We start from the raw sequence: 22741 nt of genomic DNA, 5'->3' as shown, positions 1-22741 counted from the left end.
GGCTGAGTCTAAAACATATAATCCCAAACCGGCAGTAATATCGGAGTTGTTTTAAGTGCTTCCTTCGCTTTCTCGTCCAAATAGTTTTTGTTGATTACCACACGAAACATATATTCCGAGAACCATTCATCTGTGAAAGTTAAATATCCATTATTTCCTGAGGTACTTCCCCACGAGTTTTCAAATTCCCATTTCACAGGCACTTCATTTTCATCCACATCAACGCCAATCAATGCCATTGCATGAGAAGAACCGGATTGACGAGTCAAAACTCTGGCTTTTTTATCCATATCGAATTCAACGCCCATTAAAGACTCATAATCGTAGGTATTCAAATCCATTACACCCGCTTTTCTGTTGTGTTGTTTTCCTACATCGCAGGATGCATACATTGCTTCATTGTTCTTGATAGAAGCCATTGCAAACTTTTTAATTTCATCATTCGGAAGATTTAAATACGTCCAATTGATTCCTTCCTCAACATTTCTGTAATTCTTAATTTCGTATACTTTATAATAGTCACGGGTCGGATCATTCATGATCATCACCAATTCAGTATTCGCAAAATCAGGATTAATTTCAGCCAAGAATTCTTTAGGAGTATACATTTTGCTTTCGCTGATTTTTCCATCAGCATCCTTAAATCTCCATGAAAAATTTACCGGAGGTTCGCCCAAACTTAAAGCCAACATGCGGTAAATTGATTTTAAAGCGGTCATTTTTGCCAATGCAATATCTTTCACCGATGCTTTTTCAGCAATCATATTACGAAGCTTGTATCCCTCTCCTCTTAATTTTTCATTGATCAAGCTTGTAATTTCGCGGGTTTTATTGCTCACCTTTGTTTCCGGCATTACTTCCGCCGGAACAACGCCATATTTTTTAGCTACATTAAAAAAAGAATTCCAAACGCCGCCGTCATCAACAGGACCTTTAAAATAAAGAACAACTTCCCGATCATCCATCTTACGATCAGCAGTTGCAATTATATTCTCAAGAAACAAATTTGATTTCTCGAACAGATCCCAGAAATAGTTGTAGTTGTGAGAAAAATCGAATGAATTCAAATTAAATTTTTTCATTACTTCCGGACGAATTGTATTCATAGAAGTAAACATCCAACATCTGCCTGAACTTTCCTGATTCGTAATTCCCTTTACATCAACTCTGTATTTGAAAAAATGATCTGTTTTTCCAATCTTTTCATGATTGAGAGACAGCTCTCTAATGCTTTCCGAATTGGTAATTGCATTTTGAATTGCTCTACTCGAAGCATCCAATTTGAAACTTGAACGAATCTCGTTCAACATTTTAGCATCTACAGTTCCCTTATTTTGTCCTATTGACATGGTACTGAATGTCATTGCAAGAATAGGTACCAATAAAAATTTCTTCATTTTTTTTGTAGTTAGTCGGTTGAAGTTTTAAATTAATTCTCACAAACTTAAAAAAACGAAACTAAAAAAACGCCTGGTTTTAACAGAAAAGCCACCCTATAAACTAAAGGATGGCTTTTTATCCAGCATTATTTTCGTATCTCTTAAATGTGAATTACCTCATCGTAAGCGGCAGCTGCGGCTTCCATGACAGCTTCCGACATGGTTGGATGCGGATGAATCGACTTAATCAATTCATGACCTGTTGTCTCCAACTTGCGGGCAGTAACCAATTCTGCAATCATTTCGGTTACGTTAGCGCCCACCATATGAGCTCCCAACAATTCACCATACTTAGCATCAAAAACAAGTTTAACAAATCCTTCGTTGGCTCCGGCAGCACTTGCTTTTCCAGATGCTGAAAAAGGAAATTTACCAATCTTCAACTCGTATCCGGCTTCTTTCGCTGCTTTTTCGGTCAATCCCATCGATGCAACTTCAGGAACTGTATATGTACATCCGGGAATGGTTGTATAATCAATTGGTTCAACATTCATTCCGGCAATTTTCTCAACACAGCAAATTCCTTCGGCCGACGCAACGTGAGCCAAAGCAGGTCCTTTTATAATATCGCCAATTGCATAAACACCTTCCACATTGGTTCTGAAATAATCGTCGACAAGAACTCTGCCATTTTCTGCAGCCACTCCTACCTCTTCCAAACCAATATTTTCGGTATTAGGCGCAATTCCCACTGCTGAAAGCACGATTTCGCACTCATGAACTTCGATTTCGCCTTTCTTATTTTTAATATTCACTTTTAAATTGCCATCCGATCCTTCAACAGATTCAACTGTAGAATTGGTCATGACTTTAATTTTATTCTTCTTGAAACTACGTCCCATTTGCTTCGAAACCTCTTCATCTTCAACAGGAAGAATTTCCGGCAAAAATTCTACTAAAGTAACCTGAGTTCCCATAGTAGAATAGAAGTATGCAAACTCCGATCCAATTGCTCCGGAACCAACTACAATCATTGATTTAGGCAATTTCTCCAAAGTCAATGCTTTGCGGTATCCGATAATGTTTTTTCCATCCTGTGGAAGATTTGGCAATTCGCGGGAACGCGCTCCTGTTGCCAAAATAATATGCTTTGCTTCATGATTGGATTTAGTTCCATCTTCAGCCGTAACTTCAACCGTTTTGTTACCTACTAATTTTCCAAAACCATTGATTACCTCAATTTTGTTCTTTTTCAGCAGGTACTGAATCCCGCCGCTCATTTTTTCAGCTACACCACGACTACGAGCCACCACCTTTTCAAAATCAGGCTTAACCTCTCCTTCGATAGTTAATCCATAATCTCCGGCGTGTTTCATATATTCAAATACTTGTGCTGATTTCAGCAAAGATTTGGTTGGAATACAACCCCAGTTCAAACAAATCCCACCCAATTCGGCGCGTTCAACAACTGCAACATTCAAACCCAATTGTGAAGCGCGAATGGCGGCTACGTAACCACCTGGACCACTTCCTACTACTATTAAATCGTAACTCATTTTATTTTGTTGTTTATATTAGTACAAATTTTGTTTTACTAATTTATATATTCTTTTTTAATACAGAAGATCTGCCCTCTTCAACTGAATTAGGCCAAATTTTTCCGCCTAACCGAAATCATTACTAATTGAACAAGTTTCGCTATCACAAACAGGATCACAAACGAAAAAATAATTGTTGCTCCTGATGGTGCATTAATTCGATAAGAAACCAGTAAGCCAATAAACGATCCCAAAATTCCAAATGCTATCGATCCGAAGATCATTTTCTTAAAATCATTCGTAAACATATTGGCTATGGTTTGCGGAATTGTCAAAAAAGAAATCACCAGAATAATTCCAACCACTCTAATATTTAAAACAATGGCCAAAGCCACCAATGATATCAGTAAATAATTTAAAAACTGAACCGGAGCTTTCTGCGTTCGTGCAAACTCTTCATCGAAGGCAACAAATAAAATCGGCCGTAACAAGAAGAAAAATACAGCAATTGTGAATACACATAAACCTAAAAGCAGATATAAATCCAAGGCTCCGACAGTTAAAATATTCCCAAATAAAAAACTCATTAAATTGGGTGCATAACCAGGTGTCATGTAAATAAAAAGGATACCCAAAGCCATTCCAAAAGCCCATAAAATTCCAATAACCGAATCTTGTCTCACGTCAGTTTTTTTCGAGATCCATTCAATTCCCAAAGCTGATAATACACCAAAAACCGCGGCTCCAAATACCGGATTCAATCCTAAATACCAGGCAAGGCCAATTCCTCCGAAAGAGGCATGTGTAATTCCGCCACTGATAAAAACAATCCTTCGTGCGACAATATAAGAACCGATAATTCCACAGGAAATACTCGCCAGAATCGCTGCTCCAACAGCGTTTAGAAAGAAATTATATTGAAATAACTCTATTAGTTCGTTCATATCTTACTTGTGATGCTTTAGTACTCGGTGAGGAACTTCGCCATGTGTTATTAAATCAATCGGGCAATTATAGGCCATCAACTGCTCTTGCGATATCACATTCGAATCATGGTAACATAGTGTTTCATTCACACAGGCAATTGACTTTACATGAGAACATATTGTTCCAACATCATGAGAGACAACAATAATGGCCATATGAGAATTTAAATGATGAAGAATTTCATACAACTCTCCTTCAAAATTGCTATCCACATAAGTATCCGGCTCATCCAAAATCAACAACTGCGGATCTGCAATAATTGCCCGGCACAAAAATACACGTTGCAATTGTCCGCCAGACAACTCTCCAATATTTTTATTCTTTAAATGAATAATACCCATTTGCGTCATTAATTCATCTGCACGCCTCTTGTTCTCACTATTATATCTTCCAAATATCTTTTTATGAGACATTAATCCTGAAAGAACAACCTCTTTAACAGGAATTGGAAACTTATTATCAATTTGATTGATTTGAGGCAAATAACCAATAATACATCTGTCATTACCATCCGGCAGTATTTCTCCCTCAACAGGCTTTATAGTACCCAAAATTACCTTTAACAGCGTTGTTTTACCTCCACCGTTAGGACCGATAATTCCCAAAAAATCATTTTCTTTCACCACCAAATTCACCCCTTTCAATACAATCTTTTCATCGTATCCTGCAGTCAGTGATTTTAATTCCAGAATTTTTTTCATTTCCGACAATTTCAGTCTTTAAGTATAGTAATGATTCTTTTCATTTCAGTCAGCCAATCTTCCGCCAAAGGATCAATAACAACAACATCACCATCAATCTCGGCAACAATTGATTTGGCATTCTCAACATTAAATTGTTTCTGAACAAAAACATGTTTTATACTTAATCGCTGAGCTTCCTCGACCAAATGTTTCATATGAGTTGGAGATGGCTCTTTACCATCCATCTCTACAGATATTTGATGTAAGTGATAATCTCTTGCCAAATAGGTCAAAGCAGGATGAAAAATCATAAACGACATTCCTTTTTTATTCCTAAATGAATCTTCAGCTACCTGATCTAATTCTTCTATTTCAGAAAGAAACTGCTGATAATTTTTCTCATAAATATCCTTCTTTTCAGGAACCATTTTAATTAGTTCCTGATACAAGTTCTTGCTAAGTATTTTTACTGATTTTAGTGATGACCAAATATGAGGATCGATTCCACCTTCATGAAAATGATCTCCATGCTTCTCCTGACCTTTAATCAATTCAATGCCTTTCGAAAGATCAATAAGTTTAATATTTTCAGTTCCTTCCAATAAATTATCCAGCCAAACAGTTTCGAAGGGAATATATCCAATTCTAAAATAAGCAATTGATTTGGCAACATCTTTCATTTGCATTGGCGTTGGCTCATAAGTTGCCGGACTGGCTCCCGGAGGAATCAAAACATTCACTTTAAAATCATCACCTGCAATCCGCTCAATGAAATATTTTTGAGGCAATATACTTACCGATATCAAATTTCTGTCCTTCTCGACTTTACCTGACTGACAAGACATTGTAATTCCTGCAAGCAAGACCAGAATAAATTTATTTACTAAGTTCATTTCTAAGTTTTGGGGATATTGTTTTATTTAGATCTACTTTAAATAACAAAAGTAGATGTTTTTTTGTTTCCACAAAGATTTTCCGTTTAAATTTTCATTGTATATCACACAGACACCCGAATGAATTCAGAACTTGAATTTAGTGAAAACCAACTCATTTAACAAAAAATGACCCGAAAGATAAATTTAATTATCTCCCGGGTCAAAAATGCTTTTATTTATAAAAACCTACTGAACCAATTTCTCAATAGCTGCTTTTAATTCCTCACCTCTTAGATTTTTTGCCACAATAACTCCGTTTTGATCAACGATTACCGTAGCTGGAATTCCACTAATACCATATAATTTAGCGGCAGAAGATTCCCAACCTTTCAAATCAGATACATGATTCCAAACTAATCCATCGTCTTCAATCGCTTTTAACCATTTTTCTTTCTTATCATCTAAAGACACACCTAAAATCTCAACTCCCTTAGGATGAAGCTCTGTATACATCTTAACCACATTAGGATTTTCTCCTCTGCAAGGTCCACACCATGATGCCCAAAAGTCAATTACAACAACCTTACCTTTAAAAGAAGATAAGCTAAGTGGTTTTCCTTCTGTGGTATTCAAGGTAAAATCAGGAGCAGGTTGCCCAACAGTAACTTTTTTCAACACCTCAATCTTATCCTTAAGCAATCCTGCGTAAGATGATTTAAGAGCGTTCTCACCTAACACAGCGTAAACTTCTTCCATTTCGGCAGCTTCAAGCGGAAATGCAATTCTGTACGCAACGAATGCTGCCGCTGCAGTGTTTCCATTCAACTTTAAAAATTCCTTACTTGCAGTAAATTTATCAGCTTCTGATTTATTAAATTCTGCTTCGATAGAATCCATAGCAACCTGATTCTTTACTTCCGCTGCTTTTTGATATTCAGAGTATAAAGCTTGTTGTTTTTCCTGAAATCCTTTCTGTAACGCACCAAAATTTGTTAAAACATCTTGATTTAAAGAACCTGTAACCTTAGCTTCCCTTAAGTTTTCAACATTAGCATCAACAGTAATTACTGTATTCTCAAGAAACAATTGAATTGCGCCTCGCTGTCCCTCCAGTTCAATGTAGTAAAGATCCGGAGATGCAACAGTTCCCTCGAAAGAAAAACCTGTTGCAGTCATTACTGTTGAATCAGTTTTCACCAATTTATTATCCTGAAGTTTAGAAAGATAAACTTTCCCCTCAGTCATACCTTCAACTTTCCCAGTTAATTTGTACTGATCTTTAGGTGTACAAGAGCCTAAAAAAAGGCCAATCGCTGCAATTGCGATAAAAAATTTCTTCATGTGATTAAGTATTTTGATCTGTGTTTTTATTAGACATTAAAACTACCAAATAAAACAATAAAAAGAAAAGTTTTTCAGTAAACCAAGTGCTTTATTCTTTATTTTTTACATCACTAAAATAAGCATCCAATAGTTTGTGTGCAGCAACAAAAGAGCTCATCTCATCCTTCAAAACCTTCTTCTCAAAATCAGGAATTTGCCCTTTTATTGATTCTAAATGATAAAACCTATCACGTAATTGTTCATTAATAGTTTCATACATCCAATATTTAGCCTGTTCACTTCTTCGCTGATCAAAGTATCCATTTTGCTGCGTATGACTGCAATACTCCAGAATATTATCCCAAATCGCATCAATACCGGTTTTCTCAATAGACGAACAGGTAAGAACTTTAGGAATCCACCCCGAAGGTGATTGAGGAAATAAATGCAGGGCATTTTCGAATTGAACTCTTGCCAATTGAGCTTTGTGAATATTATTCCCATCAGCCTTATTAATGCTGATCGCATCGGCCATCTCCATAATTCCCCGCTTAATTCCCTGCAATTCATCACCGGCACCGGCAATTTTAATCAGTAAAAAGAAATCTACCATAGAATGTACAGCTGTTTCGGACTGTCCTACACCAACTGTTTCGATCAAAATTGTATCGAACCCAGCAGCTTCGCAAAGAATTAAACTTTCGCGGGTTTTACGTGCAACTCCACCCAAAGATCCGGCCGAAGGTGAAGGCCGGATATAAGCTTTGGGATCAACAGCCAACTCTTCCATTCGCGTTTTATCTCCCAAAATACTCCCCTTGCTCCTTTCACTACTTGGATCAATTGCCAATACTGCCAATTTATGCCCATGTCCAGTTACATGTTTTCCAAATGCTTCAATAAAGGTACTTTTCCCCGCTCCAGGAACTCCTGTTACTCCAATCCTGACGGACTTTCCAGAATAAGGCAAACACCTTTCAATAATCTCCTGAGCTACGGACTGATGTTCATGTTTCGAACTTTCGATAAGAGTTATTGCCTGACTTAACATCCCAATATTCCCATCTAAAATTCCCTGCACATAATCCTCAACAGAATGTTTTTTACGCTTATTCATGATAAGCCTGTCTGCGATCTTTGGATTAATAGACGGTGGTTTACTTATCCCTTTGTTTACTTTGAGCGCCTTGTAATCAGGTGCATTTTCGATATGATCTCTTTTATTTTTATCTGTCATGACAAGAAATTTCCTTTCGTTTCTGTTTGCGAAGTTATAAATTTACAAAGTAATGATTTAGTAAACATCATGAAAAGTGCATATGTTTGTCAGCAACAAAAAAGGCTTTTCCTGATGGAAAAGCCTTTCATATGGTTATAATTTGTTTTTAGTTGCTATATGGTCACGAAAGCTCGGGATTACCATTCTGGAATCATCCCCCTGTGTGTCAAAACACCTTTGCATGGACGTTTCACAACTTAATTTTAGAATCTCGCTTAATTCGTTTTAGGCATTACAACATTTCCCGAAATACGAAGTTTTACTTCCGAATCAACAGGGTCGTTAGTAATCACAGTGATCATTTTATTTTGACGGCCTCTTTTTCCTCTGGAATTAAATACCACTTTAATTTCCGATGCTTCACCTGCTTTAACAATCTTAGTGCTCGGAGCAATAGCTGTACATCCGCATGAAGCTTTGGTTTTTCTGATAATCAAATCAGATTTACCCATATTCTTCATTGTGAAAGAATATTCTGCTTTTTCACCTTGAGTTAATTCTCCAAAATCAAATACATCCTTTACAAATTCAACTTTTGGAGAATTAGCTAATTCCGATTTCGATAAACTTGAAAAATCCTCAACCAAATTAGCACTAACAGTTAGCCGGTTACCCGATTTATATTCCTGATTGATTAAAACATCTAAATAATCGATCACAAATCCCCAGTCATTTTTCTTGCTGGCATCGTAAGTCGCAATAATCTGACCCTTTTGTTTTGGCTGCAATGTTTCAGGAACCATCTTCAAAGATAAATGAGCAGGCACTCTTTTAAATCCAATACTTATTGGTTTGTCACTATCATTATAAACTTCCATTGAAGCATCTTTTACCTCTGTATTTTTCACTTTAGTAAAAGAAAGATGATTGTTCTGCAAACGCAGTCCATCCATTTCTCTTGGATACAAATCAGCCACAGTTTTTTCTCTCGCAATTACATTACCACTAATTCTTAATATAGTAATTGCTGGATTCGTATTTGCAGTTATCGTTATCGACTTATTGAATGGCCCCGGACGATTCTTAGGATCAAAAGTTGCTTTCACAAAGCCTTTCTGTCCCGGCGCAACTGGTTCCTTACTCCATTCCGGAGATGTACATCCGCAGGAGGACCGTACCTGATTAATAATAACCGGCTGATTTCCGGTATTAATAAATTCGAACGAGTAAGATGTTGATCCATCTTCTTCCTTAAAAGTCTTGAAATCGTACTCCTTTGTGTCAAATTTCATTACTGGCGCAGCATCCTGAGCAGACACAGACAATGTGCTTCCTAGAATAGCAACAACCAACAAATAAAATACTTTTCTACTCATAACAATTAATTATTTTAATTTACAATGATCTTGTATATTACGGCAAACAATTTAAAGAGTTCAAAAAATCCTTGAAAATTTAGCCAAACAAACAAAATTAATTATTTTTCACTAAAAGAAAACCTAAATATCGTTAAATAGTTGTTAAGTCAAATCAAAAGGCAACCATAACATATTTTCTATTTGTTTTTCAAGATTATGGATACTAAAATATTAGTGAGTTTCTTCAGTATCCAAAAACAAAAACCGAACCAGGTTTATCTGTTCAAAATTATTTTCTTTCAAAATTGCTTACCTTTCTATCTGTTGTAACTATTTAGTAGATTTGTGATTGATTGAAGTAAATTCTTCAAACGCCTAAACGATTAGGTCCCGATCAAATTTAACTACGCAAAAAATTGATTTGCAATAAATAAACCAATAACCACAAATGACAAATCTAAAAAACAAAATATTAGCATTCTCAGAACAGATTAATGATGAAATAAAAGAAATAAGAGCTCATCTGCACGCTCATCCTGAACTTTCTTTCGAAGAATTTGAAACATCTAAATTTATTCAGAATTATTTGAGTAAGTTAGGAGTTCCCTATAAATGTGGCTTTGTCAAAACCGGTATTGTTGGGAAAATTGAAGGAAAAAACCCTGCTAAGAAGGTTATTGCACTTCGTTCTGATATGGATGCCTTGCCCATTAACGAAAATCCAGATAACAAATACTGCTCTCGTAACAAAGGTGTTATGCATGCCTGCGGACACGACATGCACATGGCCAGTCTGCTTGGAACAGCCAAAATTCTATCGGAATTACGAAATGAATGGGAAGGTACGATTTTACTTATTTTTCAGCCTGGAGAAGAGTTATTACCTGGTGGCGCCAAATTAATGATGGAAGAAGGAGCTTTACAACCTGAGCCGGAATGGATACTTGGTCAGCACGTTTTACCGGATATGCCTGCTGGAACCATAGGATTTAGATCTGGTATGTATATGGCATCCGGTGATGAAATATATCTTACCGTTAAAGGCAAAGGCGGACATGCCGCCATGCCACACAAATGCACAGATACAATTCTTATAGCCTCACATATAATTGTAGCATTGCAGCAAATTGTCAGCCGCCATTGCGATGCAAGAATCCCAACCGTGCTTTCTTTCGGAAAAATGATTGCTGACGGAGCGACCAACATCATTCCGGATGAAGTGAAAATAGAAGGAACTTTTCGTACCATGAATGAAGAATGGAGAGCTAAGGCCAAACAATTAATTGCAGACATAGCTCAATCAACAGCCAAAGGAATGGGTGCGGTATGCGAAGTAGACATTCGTCATGGCTATCCATTTTTAGTCAACCACGAAGACCTTACTCATGAAGCTAAAATAAATGCGATTGAATTACTGGGCGAAGAAAAAGTTGTAAATATGGATATTAGAATGACCACCGAAGACTTTGGCTTCTATTCACAGAAATATCCTGTTACTTTTTATCGTTTTGGAGTCCAATCGGAAAAAAACGGCTCTTTGCACACTTCAACTTTCGAAGCAAATGATGATTCTTTACGAACATCAATGAGTACAATGGCGTGGTTAGCGATTTCATATTTAAACAAATAGTTCTCGTAATAAGCTAAAATCAACCAATTAAAAAAACAAACATCTTTAATTCTGCACAATAGAGAGTGCAAATTATTTACCTAAGCTTATTCTTCATTATTTAATCTGTTTCAAAATAATATAATTCTCGGCGAAATTGTTTCTCCATTAAAAATATGATATTACATTTGTGATAGTATTAACACTAAAAATTTAAAGAAAATGGCTTACGTAATTAACGACGACTGTATTTCTTGCGGTTCTTGCGAAGGAGAATGTCCTGTTGAAGCAATTTCTATGGGTGATGAGCATTATGTAATCGACGCTGATCTTTGTACTGATTGTGGTACTTGCGTTGACGCTTGTCCTGTGGAAGCTATTCACGCAGAATAATCGTAATTTAGCGATATTAAAAAGCCAGTGAGATAATCACTGGCTTTTTTATTGAAATACTATTTCATCCATTTTAATATCATGCTCATCAATTGGTACATGATCCAAAATCTGGAAATTGAAACAAATACCAACCTTAAAAGAACTTAACGACTGTAACAACCTGTCGTAATAGGCTTTTCCTCTACCCATCCTATTCTTTTCCCGATCAAAAGCAATTCCAGGAATCAAAATCAGATCAATTTCGTCCTCATTCATAAATACAGCCCCCTCAGGTTCAGGAATCCCATAATGTTCACCTTCTATCAGCTGATCCGCTCCTTCAAAAAGTTTCAAATCCAATGTTTCTCCTTTTACACTAGGTAAAATAACTTTTTTCTCGTTGGCCCATTTGCAAACAAAATCGTGAGTATAAACCTCATCCTTCATCGACCAGTAAAGCATTACTGTTTTGGCTTGGATAAATTCCGGAAGCTGTTCCAAACATTTCAAAATAGGTAAGCTCAACTCTTTTTTCTGCTCAAAAGAATAATTTTGCTTTACAGCTCTTATCTCCTTTCGGATTCTTGCTTTTTCCTCTTCAATATTTCGTTTTAACACACTCATTTCTGGCTCTTATTCATAAATATCAGTTCTTCTATCCTTAAAAACATCATTGTTCTTCGTAATCATTTTATCTCTGGACAATTTCGGATCAATATCAACAAACAAAATCTGCTCCAGCTTATCAGCTTTAGCAAGAACTTCTCCTCTTGGATTCACAATAATAGACTGACCTGTGAAAGAAAGTTCTTTTTCCGTTCCAATTCGATTTGCTGTGGCAATAAAAATTCTGTTCACCAATGCATAGGAAGGAATTACAGATTGTGCATATGGCAATACCAAATTTGAAGGATGAAGAATTAAATCGACTCCCTGCAAAGCTAATTTACGCCAAACTTCAGGAAACATCCAATCGAAACAAACCAGGATTCCTATTTTAACATCATCAACAATAAAAACAGGAAGACCTAAATTTCCTTTCTCGAAAATATTTTGTTCATTCATGAACAAATGAAGTTTCCGATAGGTTCCAACAAGCCCTGTTGCATTCATCAAAACAGCTGAATTATACAATTGATCACCATCCTTCTCTGAAAATCCAGTGACAACGGTAAAATTATACTGCAAGCACAATTCCTGAATAAAATCAAGAAAAACACTGTCCTTTACTGTTTCCGAAAGCTCAAAAGCTTCTTCTTTCGAATCGAAATTATAGCCGGTATTGGCCAGTTCCGGAAGTACAACTAAATCGGCTTCCTTTGCTCTAAATAACAATACCTTTAAAGACTCTATCGTTGATTTCAGATCACCAAAGACAGGTGCAAATTGAATCAAAGCTATTTTCATTTTTGATCATTTTAAGGCTGATAAGCAGATTCCCGTAAGATTGCAGCATAATCATTTTCAGTCATTAACTGATTTATAGTTACCTCGGGATGTTTTGCCATGTATTCTTTTACAATTTGCCATCCAATCCAAATACCGGTTCTGGAAGGTGATTCCTGCGGCATTCCCGGAGTAAAAGGCCCATCGTTTATATACTTAATAACCGTACGGTATTCGCTTGTAAACAAATGTTTTTGCTCAATAATATATCCCCACATCAACTCATCATTCTCCTCACACCATTCCAATTCTTTTTGCGAATACTTCATCACATCGGCCTCACTTTTTTGGGGCATCATGGCTTGCAAAAAGTATCTTATTTTCCCCTGATAAATCATATTGCTGATTAAATCATCTTTTAGCGGAGTGAAAGGAAATTCAGTTAAAGCATAAGCAAGCACAACATCCTGAACAATTCTTTCAGGAATCATATTTTCTCTTGCATACATTGGCGTTCCCAAGTAGGAATAAAATGCACAATATTTTCCCAAATACTTATCCAAGCTTATTCCAATCAAATTTTGGGCAACAACAATTGACTGATTGAAACCTGAAATTTGAGAACAACAATTTGGGACCGGCTTTTCCGGAAAATAGTACTTTAAATATTTAAAAGCATTTGTCAACTCCTTTTCTTCTTTATCCAGAGTCGGAAACTTTTTTGCAACGCTATCAGCAACCTGGTTCATTGTTGAATCAGTTAAAAACTTATTCAAATAAACCATATAATCAGAATCATCTGAATCTCCCAGACCAATCACTTTATTACTATACAATTGCAATACATCAGGATACTGCTGTCTTAACTGATTTAAATCTGATTCCTGTTTTACCGCGAAAAGCTCTTGCTCAAATCTTTGAATTTTCACTTCCAAATCAATATTTGAAACATCAGGACTTTTAGTGTCCGAATTACATGAAAAAAGAAAACCCAGCAACAAGATTAAAATACTCGCACTTGTATTTTTGTAGTGATTTAACTGCATTCTTATGATTTAATTGTAGGTATTTGTTTTTGTGTTTCTCAAAAATATTAAAAATAAGTTAAGCCCGGTTCAAAAATTGGTTTTTCCTTACAATGCCTTAATAAATACAAGGATTAATTAATTTTGTCACGGTTTTGTTTTTGCTGACAGAAGGAATACCTATTCCATATTTTTATCACTAAATTTGCTAAGCTGAAAACAAATACAGCTTTAAAGTATTCAATTATTAAAATGAGACAGCAGATTAAATGATCTTTCTTCTCATCCTGAAATATTTCGGGACTCATATCTTTTAAGTATGAAAATAGCATTAGCCCAATTAAACTATCATATTGGTAATTTCGAGAGCAACACTGAAAAAATTATTTCAGCAATCAATAAGTCGCGCAAAAGCGGCGTAGATTTGGTTCTGTTTTCAGAGTTAGCCATTTGTGGATATCCGCCAAAAGATTTACTGGAACGTAAGGAATTTGTTGAGAAATCTAAATCGGCACTTCAAAAAGTAGCGGAGCATTGCATTGATATTGCTGCCGTAATTGGAGGGCCATCAGTAAATCCTCATCCGAAAGGGAAAAATTTATACAACTCTGCTTATTTCATTTCCAACGGGAAAATTGAGAGTATTCATAATAAAACTCTGTTGCCTAATTACGATATTTTCGACGAATACAGGTACTTTGAACCCAATACAGAATTCTCTTTGGTTGAATTGAAAGGAAAAAAAATTGCACTCACTATTTGTGAAGATTTATGGGAAACCCAACCTGTAGACAACAACTTTGCAAAATCGGCATTGTACACAATTTCACCAATGGAAGAGCTAAGCAAACTCAATCCTGATTTTGTGGTAAACATTGCAGCATCGCCATTTTCCTATAATCAGCAGGATTTGCGAACCAATATTTTGAAGGCAACTTCGGAAAGATATCAACTTCCAATATTCTACGTCAATCAGATTGGAGCGCACACCGAATTAATTTTTGACGGTGACTCTTTGGTTATGAATTCGAAGGGAGAAGTAGCCAAACGATTAAATTATTTCGAGGAAGACTATCAGATAGTTGATCTTGAAGCGATTGAAAATCAAAAAGCAGAAGCCAGAAATGTAAATTACATAGAAAAAATTCATGATGCCTTGGTTTTAGGTCTGAAAGATTATTTCGGAAAAATGGGATTCACCAAAACAACACTGGGGCTTTCAGGCGGAATTGATTCGGCCGTAACAGTGGTTTTGGCAGAACGAGCTCTTGGCAAAGAAAATGTGCGGGTTCTGCTGATGCCTTCCGAATTCTCTTCGGATCATTCCATAAAAGACGCAGTAGATTTGGCTGAAAACTTAGGCATTCAATACGATATTGTCCCAATTCAGAATATTTTTCAGGAATTTCAAAAATCCTTAGATCCAATATTCGGCAATCTCCCTTTTAATGTTGCTGAAGAAAATATACAGGCTCGCATAAGAGGAACATTAGTTATGAGCTTATCGAATAAATTTGGACACATCCTTCTAAACACATCAAATAAGAGTGAATCTGCAGTTGGATACGGCACATTATATGGAGACATGAATGGTGGCTTATCGGTACTTGGAGATGTTTACAAAACCGATGTTTTCAAATTGGCCTGGTTCATCAATAAAGATAAAGAGGTAATTCCTGAAAACTCAATTGTAAAACCACCATCAGCCGAATTACGTCCCGATCAAAAAGATTCGGATTCTTTACCAGATTACGATGTGTTAGACGGCATTTTATTTCGATATATAGAAAAAAATATGTCTTCGGAAGAAATTATTCAAGATGGTTTTGAAAGAGCAACGGTTCAAAAAGCCCTTAGGTTAGTCAATATGAATGAATACAAAAGATTCCAGACTCCGCCTATTTTACGCGTTTCATCAAAGGCTTTTGGCTTTGGCCGAAAAATCCCCTTAGTAGCAAAACACTAATTAATGGGTATAAACACCTACTTAACAGCATGTTGTCGAACATCACTTAAATAATGAATTATTTCTGTATTCATTTTCACATTTCATTTCATTTATATACTTTTGAAGTGTTTTAAAACATACAACGTATTTTAAATCCATATTCCACCTTGTATATGATTGAGAATGATAGAAAATCCAGAGAGATTATTTGTGGGGAAGTAATTAATAATTCGAGTTCAGTATTTAATGTTCTAACTCCTTCTGAAAAAGAAGAGTTAATGGCGAACATGACCTGTTCTTTTTTTAAGAAAGGTGAATACATTTACAAAGAAGGTGAAAGACCAATTGGGCTTATCTGTTTGTCTGAAGGAAAAGTAAAGATATTTAAAGAAGGCGTAGGCGGTCGCGAGCAAATTGTTCGAATGGCAAAACCTATTGGTTTTATTGGATACCGTGCACTTTTTGCCGAAGAAAACAACATTGCTTCGGCTGTTGCAATTGAAGATTCTATAACCTGTACAGTTAGCTACGAATTGATGCTGAAATTTATTAAAACCAATTCTGACCTTTCTTTGTGCATTATACGTTCGCTTTCTACCGAATTAGGATTTTCAAACAACAGAACAATCACCCTTACTCAGAAACACATTCGAGGAAGATTGGCTGAATCGCTGCTGTTTCTTCGTGATACATATGGTTTTGAAGATGATGAAGCAACCATTAAGGTTTATCTTTCGAGAGAAGATATCGCTAACCTATCGAATATGACAACATCAAATGCAATTCGTACACTTTCCACTTTTGCAAGCGAAGGAATCATTTCAATTGATGGCCGGAAAATTAAGATTTTAGATAAGGTTAGATTAGACCGGGTTAGTAAACTTGGATAAGAGCTGCTTCTTAAAATATAGCAAGCCATCTCGTTAGGGATGGCTTTTATTTTGCAGTAGTAATTAGCAGGTGCAACAAAAGCTGAACAAATATTCGAACCCTGTGTGTTAGGGATTATAACGGAGAATGAGTGAGGAGTAGGAGTGAAAAGCCCGCCACGAGGAACGAGGGGAACACCCAAAATATTTTTATTCCTGAAAATAAACGCGTTTTACCCGACGCGAAATGGTGGTGAGAATTTCGTAGGGAATGGTATCCAATTGTTCGGCCAATTTACTTACCGAATAATCGTCGCCAAAAATTAGAACGGAATCTCCTTCTTTAGCATCGGTATTGGTCAAATCGATCATGCTCATATCCATGCAAATATTGCCAACAACGGGCACCAATTGCCCGTTCACCATCACTTTTCCAAGGCCGTTGCTCAGTTTACGGTTGAAACCATCGGCATAACCTATTGGGATAACTCCAATGCGCGTATCGGTCTGTAATTGCCCTTTTCGTCCGTAACCTACGGTATTCTCTTTTGACACTTCTTTTATCTGCGAAATTGTAGTTTTCAGGCTGCTCACATTCATCAGTTTTTCCTGATGTGTAGCACTGATTCCATAAAGACCAATTCCCAAACGAACCATATTGAATTGTGCTTGCGGAAAACGTTCGATACCGGCTGAATTTAAAATATGCCGATCGATAGGATACGAAAACTGCGACAATATTTGATCGCTCCATTGGGTAAACGAATTAATTTGCCGAGCTGTAAAATCATCGTGTTGCTGCTCATCTGCACCCGCCAAATGGGAAAATACAGAACTGATAAAGAAATGATCATTGTTCACAATCAGTGACAACAAAGTATCAATATCGTGATGAACAAAACCCAAACGATTCATTCCTGTATCCAGTTTTATGTGAATAGGATAGTTTCTTACTCCATTTCGCTTTAATGCTTTTTCAAATTCAAGACAAATAGTCTGATTGTATATTTCTGGCTCAAGGCGATACTCAATCATGGTGTCGAAACTGTGAGGCTCCGGATTCATCACCATAATTGGGATCGTGATTCCTGCGTTTCTTAGTTCAACACCTTCGTCGGCTATGGCAACGGCTAAATAATTAACCCGGTGATATTGCAGTAAATTAGCAATTTCGGTTGATCCGCTTCCATAAGAAAAAGCTTTCACCATTACCACCAGTTTGGTACTTGGTTTTAATAAGGAACGGAAGTAGTTCAAATTGTGAACCATGGCATTTAAGTTCACTTCCAGAACCGTTTGGTGTGCTTTGTATTGAAGCGCATTTGAAATTCTCTCAAAATGAAAATTTCTTGCTCCTTTTATCAGAATAATTTCGTCCTTAAACTGATTTCGATTCAAATCTGCCAGAAATACATCGGTTGAGCGATAAAAAGAAGCATTGCAGGTAAATAGTTTCGATTGCGACGAAATACCTTCCCCAATACCAATCAAACGATTTATTTTCTTCTGTTCGAGCAATTTGGATATCGCCTTGTAAAGCTGATGATTTGTATAACCCGATTGAAAAATATCTGATAAAATAATGGTTTTGCACTTATCTTTTTGCTGCTGATTCATTAAATCCAAGGCAATTCCCAGCGAACCCAAATCTGAATTGTAATAATCATTAATTAGTGTACAATCACCTATTCCTTCTTTGATTTCCAATCGCATGGCAACTGGTTCTAATTTCAGGAATCTTTCTTTTATGGTTTCATCATCAACATTCAGGTTTAGCAAACAGAGCCAGCAGGTAATTGCATTATCAATTGAGGCTTTATCACTAAAAGGCAAATTTATCTCTTTTGTTTCCTTCTTATATTTGATTTTAATGAATGTTCGGTTCCCATTTATTTCTTCCGAAACAACCATCAAATTGGCAGCTTGATTTCTTGACCAGGAAATCAATTCTCTATTCTGTCCATACCGGGACTTTAAAGATTCATCTACAAGTTTATTATCGGCACAATACACAATCGAATCGCAGGAAGAGAATAATTTTATCTTCTCTTCTAATTTCTGAACTTCATCCTTAAAATTCTCGCGATGTGCATCCCCCAAATGAGTAAAAATCCCATAGGTAGGTTGAATAATTTTTGAGAGTTGATCCATTTCTCCCGGTTGAGAAATACCAGCCTCAAAAACAGCCAAATTGGCCTCACTGTTCATGTTCCAGACAGAAAGCGGAACTCCCACCTGAGAATTATAGCTTTTGGGACTGCGAACAATAGAATACGATTCATTCAGCAACTGATACAGCCACTCTTTTACAATGGTTTTTCCATTGCTGCCGGTAATTCCTATTACGGGAAAAGAGAAATTCTTTCGGTGATTTTCGGCCAAATTCTGCAAGGCAATAAGCGTATCGTGAACCAAAACAAAGCCGACCTCAGGATACTGTTTTAAATCTGTACATTCAGAATTACTCACAACAAATGCACGAACCCCTTTTTGATACAAATCTTTGATGTATAAATGACCATCGTGCCGCGCACCAACTAAAGCAAAAAAAAGTGTTTCTCCCGGAAGTTGTAACGACCTGCTGTCTATCGAAAGGGTTTTAACAATGAGATTTTCTTTCCCATAACAAACACCTCCTGTGATAGAAGCTACCGATTCAATAGTATATGATTGCGCAACAGTCATAATACATCCACTTATTTTGTTGAAGATGTTCTGTAAATTTTCTGGTAACAATTTCGGCAAAGCGGTTCATATTCACTCTTTTCGCCTAACAACACTAATTTATCAGCCTCGGCCAAACGATGTGAGTAATTGGCCAGATTTCCACAACGCATACAAACTGCATGAACTTTGGTAACATATTCTGCAGTAGCCATAATACTAGGAATCGGGCCAAAAGGATTGCCTTTAAAATCCATATCCAAGCCAGCAACAATCACCCGAATACCCTGATTGGCCAATTCGTTACAAACGTCAGACAAGCCGGCATCAAAAAACTGAGCTTCATCAATACCTACCACATCAACATTACTGGCAAGCAACAATATATTTGCTGATGTTTCAACGGGGGTTGACCGAATGGAGTTGGAATTGTGCGATACCACTTCGTCCTCAGAGTATCTCACATCAATATGAGGTTTAAATATTTCAACATTCTGACGGGCAATTTTTGCCCGGTTCAACCGACGGATCAATTCTTCGGTTTTACCCGAAAACATAGAACCAACTATTACTTCGATCCAACCATTACTGCCAGCTCTGTTAATATCATTCTCAAGAAACATGTGATAAACTTTAGGTTATTTTACATAGATAGACAAAAATAGGAAAACACTTTCATACTTGCATTACTGAGCTAATAAACTTTTAAACAATACCTCCCTAAAAAATATTTTGTTTGAACCGAAAAAACCACTCAACCAATCAATACAAAAAAAATTAGCTTTACTTTTGTAAATTAGTACATAGAATTCTGTTGCATATTAAAATTCTGGTTATGGATAATAAACTAGTCATTCAACTGCTTAAAAGTAAAACCGAAGAAATTCAAAACTTACTGGAACATTTCACTAATAAGCCTGAGGATTTAAGTGATAGTATTGAGTTACTTGATTCCAGAATACTGGGTTTAAGTCAGGATTTTAATATCCTGAAAAAGAATTGTGAATTAAAACCAACAGAGACTGTTTCACCAAATGTTCCTGAAGAAATTATTTCTGCTTCGCCTGAACCAATCAAAAAAGAAATTGAGTTTTCTGATACAAGTTCTGAAAAACAACAGGTAATTGACAATATCAGGCCTGAAAAACCTGAAATTGAAGAAAAAGAACAAATAGAATCAGAAATTGTAACCCAAAACGTTCAATCGGAACCTATTCAACTGATTGGCGAGAAACTTCCATCTCAAAAACTGAAAGATATTCAGTCGGCTATTGGAATTAATGATCGCTTTTTGTTTGCCCGTGAGCTTTTCGAAAACAATATAGATGAATACAATACAGCTATTTCCTTCATAAATAAAGCAGGTACTTTTGAATCTGTTATGAATTGGATAAAAGCTGAAAAAGAGTGGAATCTGGAGGATCCTACCGTAACCCAATTCATCGAAATCACCAAAAGAAAATTTTAAACATGTCAAAACTATACCTTGTTCCAACTCCAATTGGAAATTTAGAAGATATTACCTTAAGAGCTTTACGAATATTAAAAGAAGTAGATTTAATTCTTGCTGAAGACACAAGAACATCTGGGTTTTTATTAAAACATTTCGAAATTTCAAAACCCTTACACTCTCATCACAAATTTAACGAACACAAAACGGCCGAAAACATCGTTAACCGAATTAAAGCCGGTGAAACCATTGCCTTAATATCTGATGCAGGAACACCGGCTATTTCAGATCCCGGGTTCTTTTTGGTGAAACATTGTCTTGATAATGGAATTGATGTTGAATGTTTACCAGGAGCAACAGCATTTGTCCCTGCTTTAGTGAATTCCGGGTTGCCAAATGAAAAATTTTGTTTCGAAGGATTTTTACCGCAAAAAAAAGGGCGTCAGTCTAAATTAGATGAACTGGCGGAAGAATCAAGAACAATGATTTTTTATGAATCTCCACACCGCCTGGTGAAAAGCTTAGAGCAATTTGCTGGAGTAATGGGAGAAGATAGAAAAGCATCTGTATCCCGTGAGTTAACCAAACTATATGAAGAAAATGTACGTGGCACTCTCGCTGAACTAATCGCTCATTTCAGTTCGAAAACTGTGAAAGGTGAAATTGTAATTGTTGTTGGCGGTAAGCTTGTTGAGAAAAAGAAGAAAGAATACATAAAAAAGGACCGACAGTAAAACCAAGGCTAAAAGCTTTGCTGCTACTCTTTCATGATTTAGCTTAGAAGAACCACATTATGAATTTATAATTCTTAACTGTCATTAGTCTTCGTGTGAGAATTTAGGACAAGAGATTGCCTTATCACCCAATTTTTTGACTTTCTGACGACGTTTCAACTTTCGGATTTCCCGGGGATTGGAATAGTTGTAATTATAAGTCAGAGAAATCTCCAAACCACCTCTGTTAGAAGATGCAGCCTGTAAATCCGAGACATTAATATCATAGCTAATCATAAATTTCATGCGGTTTTTCTCATACCCAAATGCAGGAATAATATCCTGAGTAAAACGATACCACAATCCGTAATGAAGAATGGTGCCTTTTTCTCCATACAACATCATAAAATTGGTTCCGGCAATCCACTCGTTTGAACTACTCTCGGTAGTATGCATAATTTCAGGCTTGACATATAATCTCGAAGATAATCTGGACTCTACTCCTCCATGCCATGCAAATCGTCTTTTAAGGTTATTGGTGATTGCGTAAAAGGATTCATTGGGTTGATTTATATGACTAATTGCCATCCCCATAAAATATTTTGATTTCCCTTTAAAAAATGTAACCATAGTACCAGCAGAAAAGTCAGTATAAAATAAAGATTGTGTTCCTAAAGGTTCTCCTGTTTGATAATTTGGATCGAAAAGTGTGCCATCCCATTGATCATCAAAAACCAATTTGTTATAATCAACCGATTTATTAACTAATTCCAAACCAAGTCCCACATGTAAAAACAATGTATTCCCTGCATTCAGACTTTTATTTAATGATCCGGAAAACATAACCTGAGTAGTTTTTAAACTACCTTCTCCAGCTTTATCATTGAAAATCATACCTCCAACACCAAGCCAGGAAGAACTCAATAGTTGAGTCGATAATTTACCATCTACAAAAACTGCCTGAGAAACAAAAGGTGTTGTTACACTATTCCACTGGTTACGATAATTCATCCCACCCCGAAGATTATAATCAGAATTTCCTGTAAGAGCTGGATTCAACAATAATGGTATAGAATAGAATTGAGAAGAGTGCACACGCTGTGCGAAGACTTGACAGACCCCGAATAACGATATCAGTATAAAAACAATTAAACTCTTCCTCATATCCAATTTTACGGGTCTTTCAGCCGATTAGCAAAGATTTTCAACCAGCAAAACGAAATACCCCAAGCAAAAATATAAAAATGGGTAATAATAGCCTATTACCCACTGTGAAATATTTTATATTACATTTATTTTTTTGCGACAAATTATTTGGCATAAATATAATTAATATGATG

20 protein-coding genes are annotated in these 22741 nt (G+C 36.2%); 6 read left to right on the top strand and 14 right to left on the bottom strand.

The genetic code is table 11. The annotated features are described in order from the left end of the window. Positions 1-8 precede the first annotated feature (8 nt). The 8 genes from ACY0M5_RS06015 to ACY0M5_RS05980 form a co-directional block, all read right to left on the bottom strand. Positions 9-1397, bottom strand: coding sequence for a C1 family peptidase (locus tag ACY0M5_RS06015; protein WP_461631125.1), 1389 nt, complete (start codon positions 1395-1397; stop codon positions 9-11). Positions 1398-1540: 143 nt separating this feature from the next. After that, complete coding sequence (gene lpdA / locus ACY0M5_RS06010) at positions 1541-2935, bottom strand: dihydrolipoyl dehydrogenase (protein ID WP_461631124.1); 1395 nt, start codon at positions 2933-2935, stop codon at positions 1541-1543. 89 nt (positions 2936-3024) lie between these two features. Next, a complete protein-coding gene (locus ACY0M5_RS06005; protein ID WP_156197054.1) occupies positions 3025-3861 on the bottom strand; it encodes a metal ABC transporter permease in 837 nt (278 codons plus the stop codon). 3 nt (positions 3862-3864) lie between these two features. After that, positions 3865-4605 (bottom strand): metal ABC transporter ATP-binding protein, encoded by a 741-nt coding sequence (locus ACY0M5_RS06000; protein WP_124993214.1) that lies wholly within the window; start codon positions 4603-4605, stop codon positions 3865-3867. 11 nt (positions 4606-4616) lie between these two features. Continuing rightward, on the bottom strand, positions 4617-5480 hold the full coding sequence (locus ACY0M5_RS05995) for a metal ABC transporter solute-binding protein, Zn/Mn family (protein ID WP_461631123.1): 864 nt from the start codon (positions 5478-5480) through the stop codon (positions 4617-4619). A 228-nt stretch (positions 5481-5708) separates the two neighbouring features. Beyond that, positions 5709-6803 (bottom strand): redoxin domain-containing protein, encoded by a 1095-nt coding sequence (locus tag ACY0M5_RS05990; protein WP_461631122.1) that lies wholly within the window; start codon positions 6801-6803, stop codon positions 5709-5711. A gap of 91 nt (positions 6804-6894) precedes the next feature. After that, positions 6895-8022, bottom strand: coding sequence for a methylmalonyl Co-A mutase-associated GTPase MeaB (meaB, locus tag ACY0M5_RS05985; RefSeq protein ID WP_156197051.1), 1128 nt, complete (start codon positions 8020-8022; stop codon positions 6895-6897). Between the two features lie 257 nt (positions 8023-8279). Further along, on the bottom strand, positions 8280-9380 hold the full coding sequence (locus ACY0M5_RS05980) for a DUF1573 domain-containing protein (RefSeq protein WP_461631121.1): 1101 nt from the start codon (positions 9378-9380) through the stop codon (positions 8280-8282). Positions 9381-9810: 430 nt separating this feature from the next. Between ACY0M5_RS05980 and ACY0M5_RS05975 the strand changes: the two genes are divergently transcribed. Further along, positions 9811-10992, top strand: a complete 1182-nt coding sequence (locus ACY0M5_RS05975) for a M20 metallopeptidase family protein (RefSeq protein ID WP_461631120.1) — start codon at positions 9811-9813, stop codon at positions 10990-10992. Positions 10993-11193: 201 nt separating this feature from the next. After that, positions 11194-11364 (top strand): DUF362 domain-containing protein, encoded by a 171-nt coding sequence (locus tag ACY0M5_RS05970; RefSeq protein ID WP_096429549.1) that lies wholly within the window; start codon positions 11194-11196, stop codon positions 11362-11364. A gap of 48 nt (positions 11365-11412) precedes the next feature. Here ACY0M5_RS05970 and ACY0M5_RS05965 read toward each other — a convergent pair whose 3' ends face one another. From ACY0M5_RS05965 to gldB, 3 genes are read right to left on the bottom strand one after another with little or no spacing between them, the layout of a single operon-like run. Further along, complete coding sequence (locus ACY0M5_RS05965) at positions 11413-11970, bottom strand: 5-formyltetrahydrofolate cyclo-ligase (protein WP_461631119.1); 558 nt, start codon at positions 11968-11970, stop codon at positions 11413-11415. Positions 11971-11979: 9 nt separating this feature from the next. After that, positions 11980-12753: a nitrilase-related carbon-nitrogen hydrolase gene (locus tag ACY0M5_RS05960; RefSeq protein ID WP_461631118.1), complete on the bottom strand. Its 774-nt coding sequence runs from the start codon at positions 12751-12753 to the stop codon at positions 11980-11982. A gap of 11 nt (positions 12754-12764) precedes the next feature. Continuing rightward, positions 12765-13778, bottom strand: a complete 1014-nt coding sequence (gene gldB / locus ACY0M5_RS05955) for a gliding motility lipoprotein GldB (protein WP_461631117.1) — start codon at positions 13776-13778, stop codon at positions 12765-12767. Between the two features lie 298 nt (positions 13779-14076). Between gldB and ACY0M5_RS05950 the strand changes: the two genes are divergently transcribed. Then, a complete protein-coding gene (locus ACY0M5_RS05950; protein WP_461631116.1) occupies positions 14077-15723 on the top strand; it encodes an NAD+ synthase in 1647 nt (548 codons plus the stop codon). Positions 15724-15878: 155 nt separating this feature from the next. Continuing rightward, the gene (locus tag ACY0M5_RS05945; RefSeq protein ID WP_101311394.1) at positions 15879-16595 is read left to right on the top strand and encodes a Crp/Fnr family transcriptional regulator; all 717 of its coding nucleotides are present in this window, start codon (positions 15879-15881) and stop codon (positions 16593-16595) included. A 189-nt stretch (positions 16596-16784) separates the two neighbouring features. On the opposite strand, the gene ACY0M5_RS05940 is transcribed toward ACY0M5_RS05945, so the two are convergent. Together ACY0M5_RS05940 and ACY0M5_RS05935 are read right to left on the bottom strand one after the other, a co-directional pair. Then, positions 16785-19259, bottom strand: a complete 2475-nt coding sequence (locus ACY0M5_RS05940; RefSeq protein WP_461631115.1) for a bifunctional UDP-N-acetylmuramoyl-tripeptide:D-alanyl-D-alanine ligase/alanine racemase — start codon at positions 19257-19259, stop codon at positions 16785-16787. 11 nt (positions 19260-19270) lie between these two features. Next, on the bottom strand, positions 19271-19861 hold the full coding sequence (locus tag ACY0M5_RS05935; RefSeq protein ID WP_124993225.1) for a thymidine kinase: 591 nt from the start codon (positions 19859-19861) through the stop codon (positions 19271-19273). Between the two features lie 212 nt (positions 19862-20073). Here ACY0M5_RS05935 and ACY0M5_RS05930 point away from each other — a divergent pair, with 212 nt between their 5' ends. Together ACY0M5_RS05930 and rsmI are read left to right on the top strand one after the other, a co-directional pair. Next, entirely contained in the window at positions 20074-20706 is a 633-nt protein-coding gene (locus tag ACY0M5_RS05930) for a hypothetical protein (protein ID WP_461631114.1), read from the top strand. 2 nt (positions 20707-20708) lie between these two features. After that, positions 20709-21422: a 16S rRNA (cytidine(1402)-2'-O)-methyltransferase gene (gene rsmI / locus ACY0M5_RS05925; RefSeq protein WP_461631113.1), complete on the top strand. Its 714-nt coding sequence runs from the start codon at positions 20709-20711 to the stop codon at positions 21420-21422. 84 nt (positions 21423-21506) lie between these two features. Here rsmI and ACY0M5_RS05920 read toward each other — a convergent pair whose 3' ends face one another. After that, positions 21507-22565 carry a PorP/SprF family type IX secretion system membrane protein gene (locus ACY0M5_RS05920; RefSeq protein WP_124993228.1) on the bottom strand — a complete coding sequence of 353 codons (1059 nt, stop codon included), beginning with the start codon at positions 22563-22565 and terminating at the stop codon, positions 21507-21509. Positions 22566-22741: the final 176 nt, after the last annotated feature.

Source organism: Labilibaculum euxinicum, assembly GCF_963678175.1.
Taxonomy (GTDB): domain Bacteria; phylum Bacteroidota; class Bacteroidia; order Bacteroidales; family Marinifilaceae; genus Labilibaculum; species Labilibaculum euxinus.
This window is presented reverse-complemented; position numbering and strand designations above follow the sequence as displayed.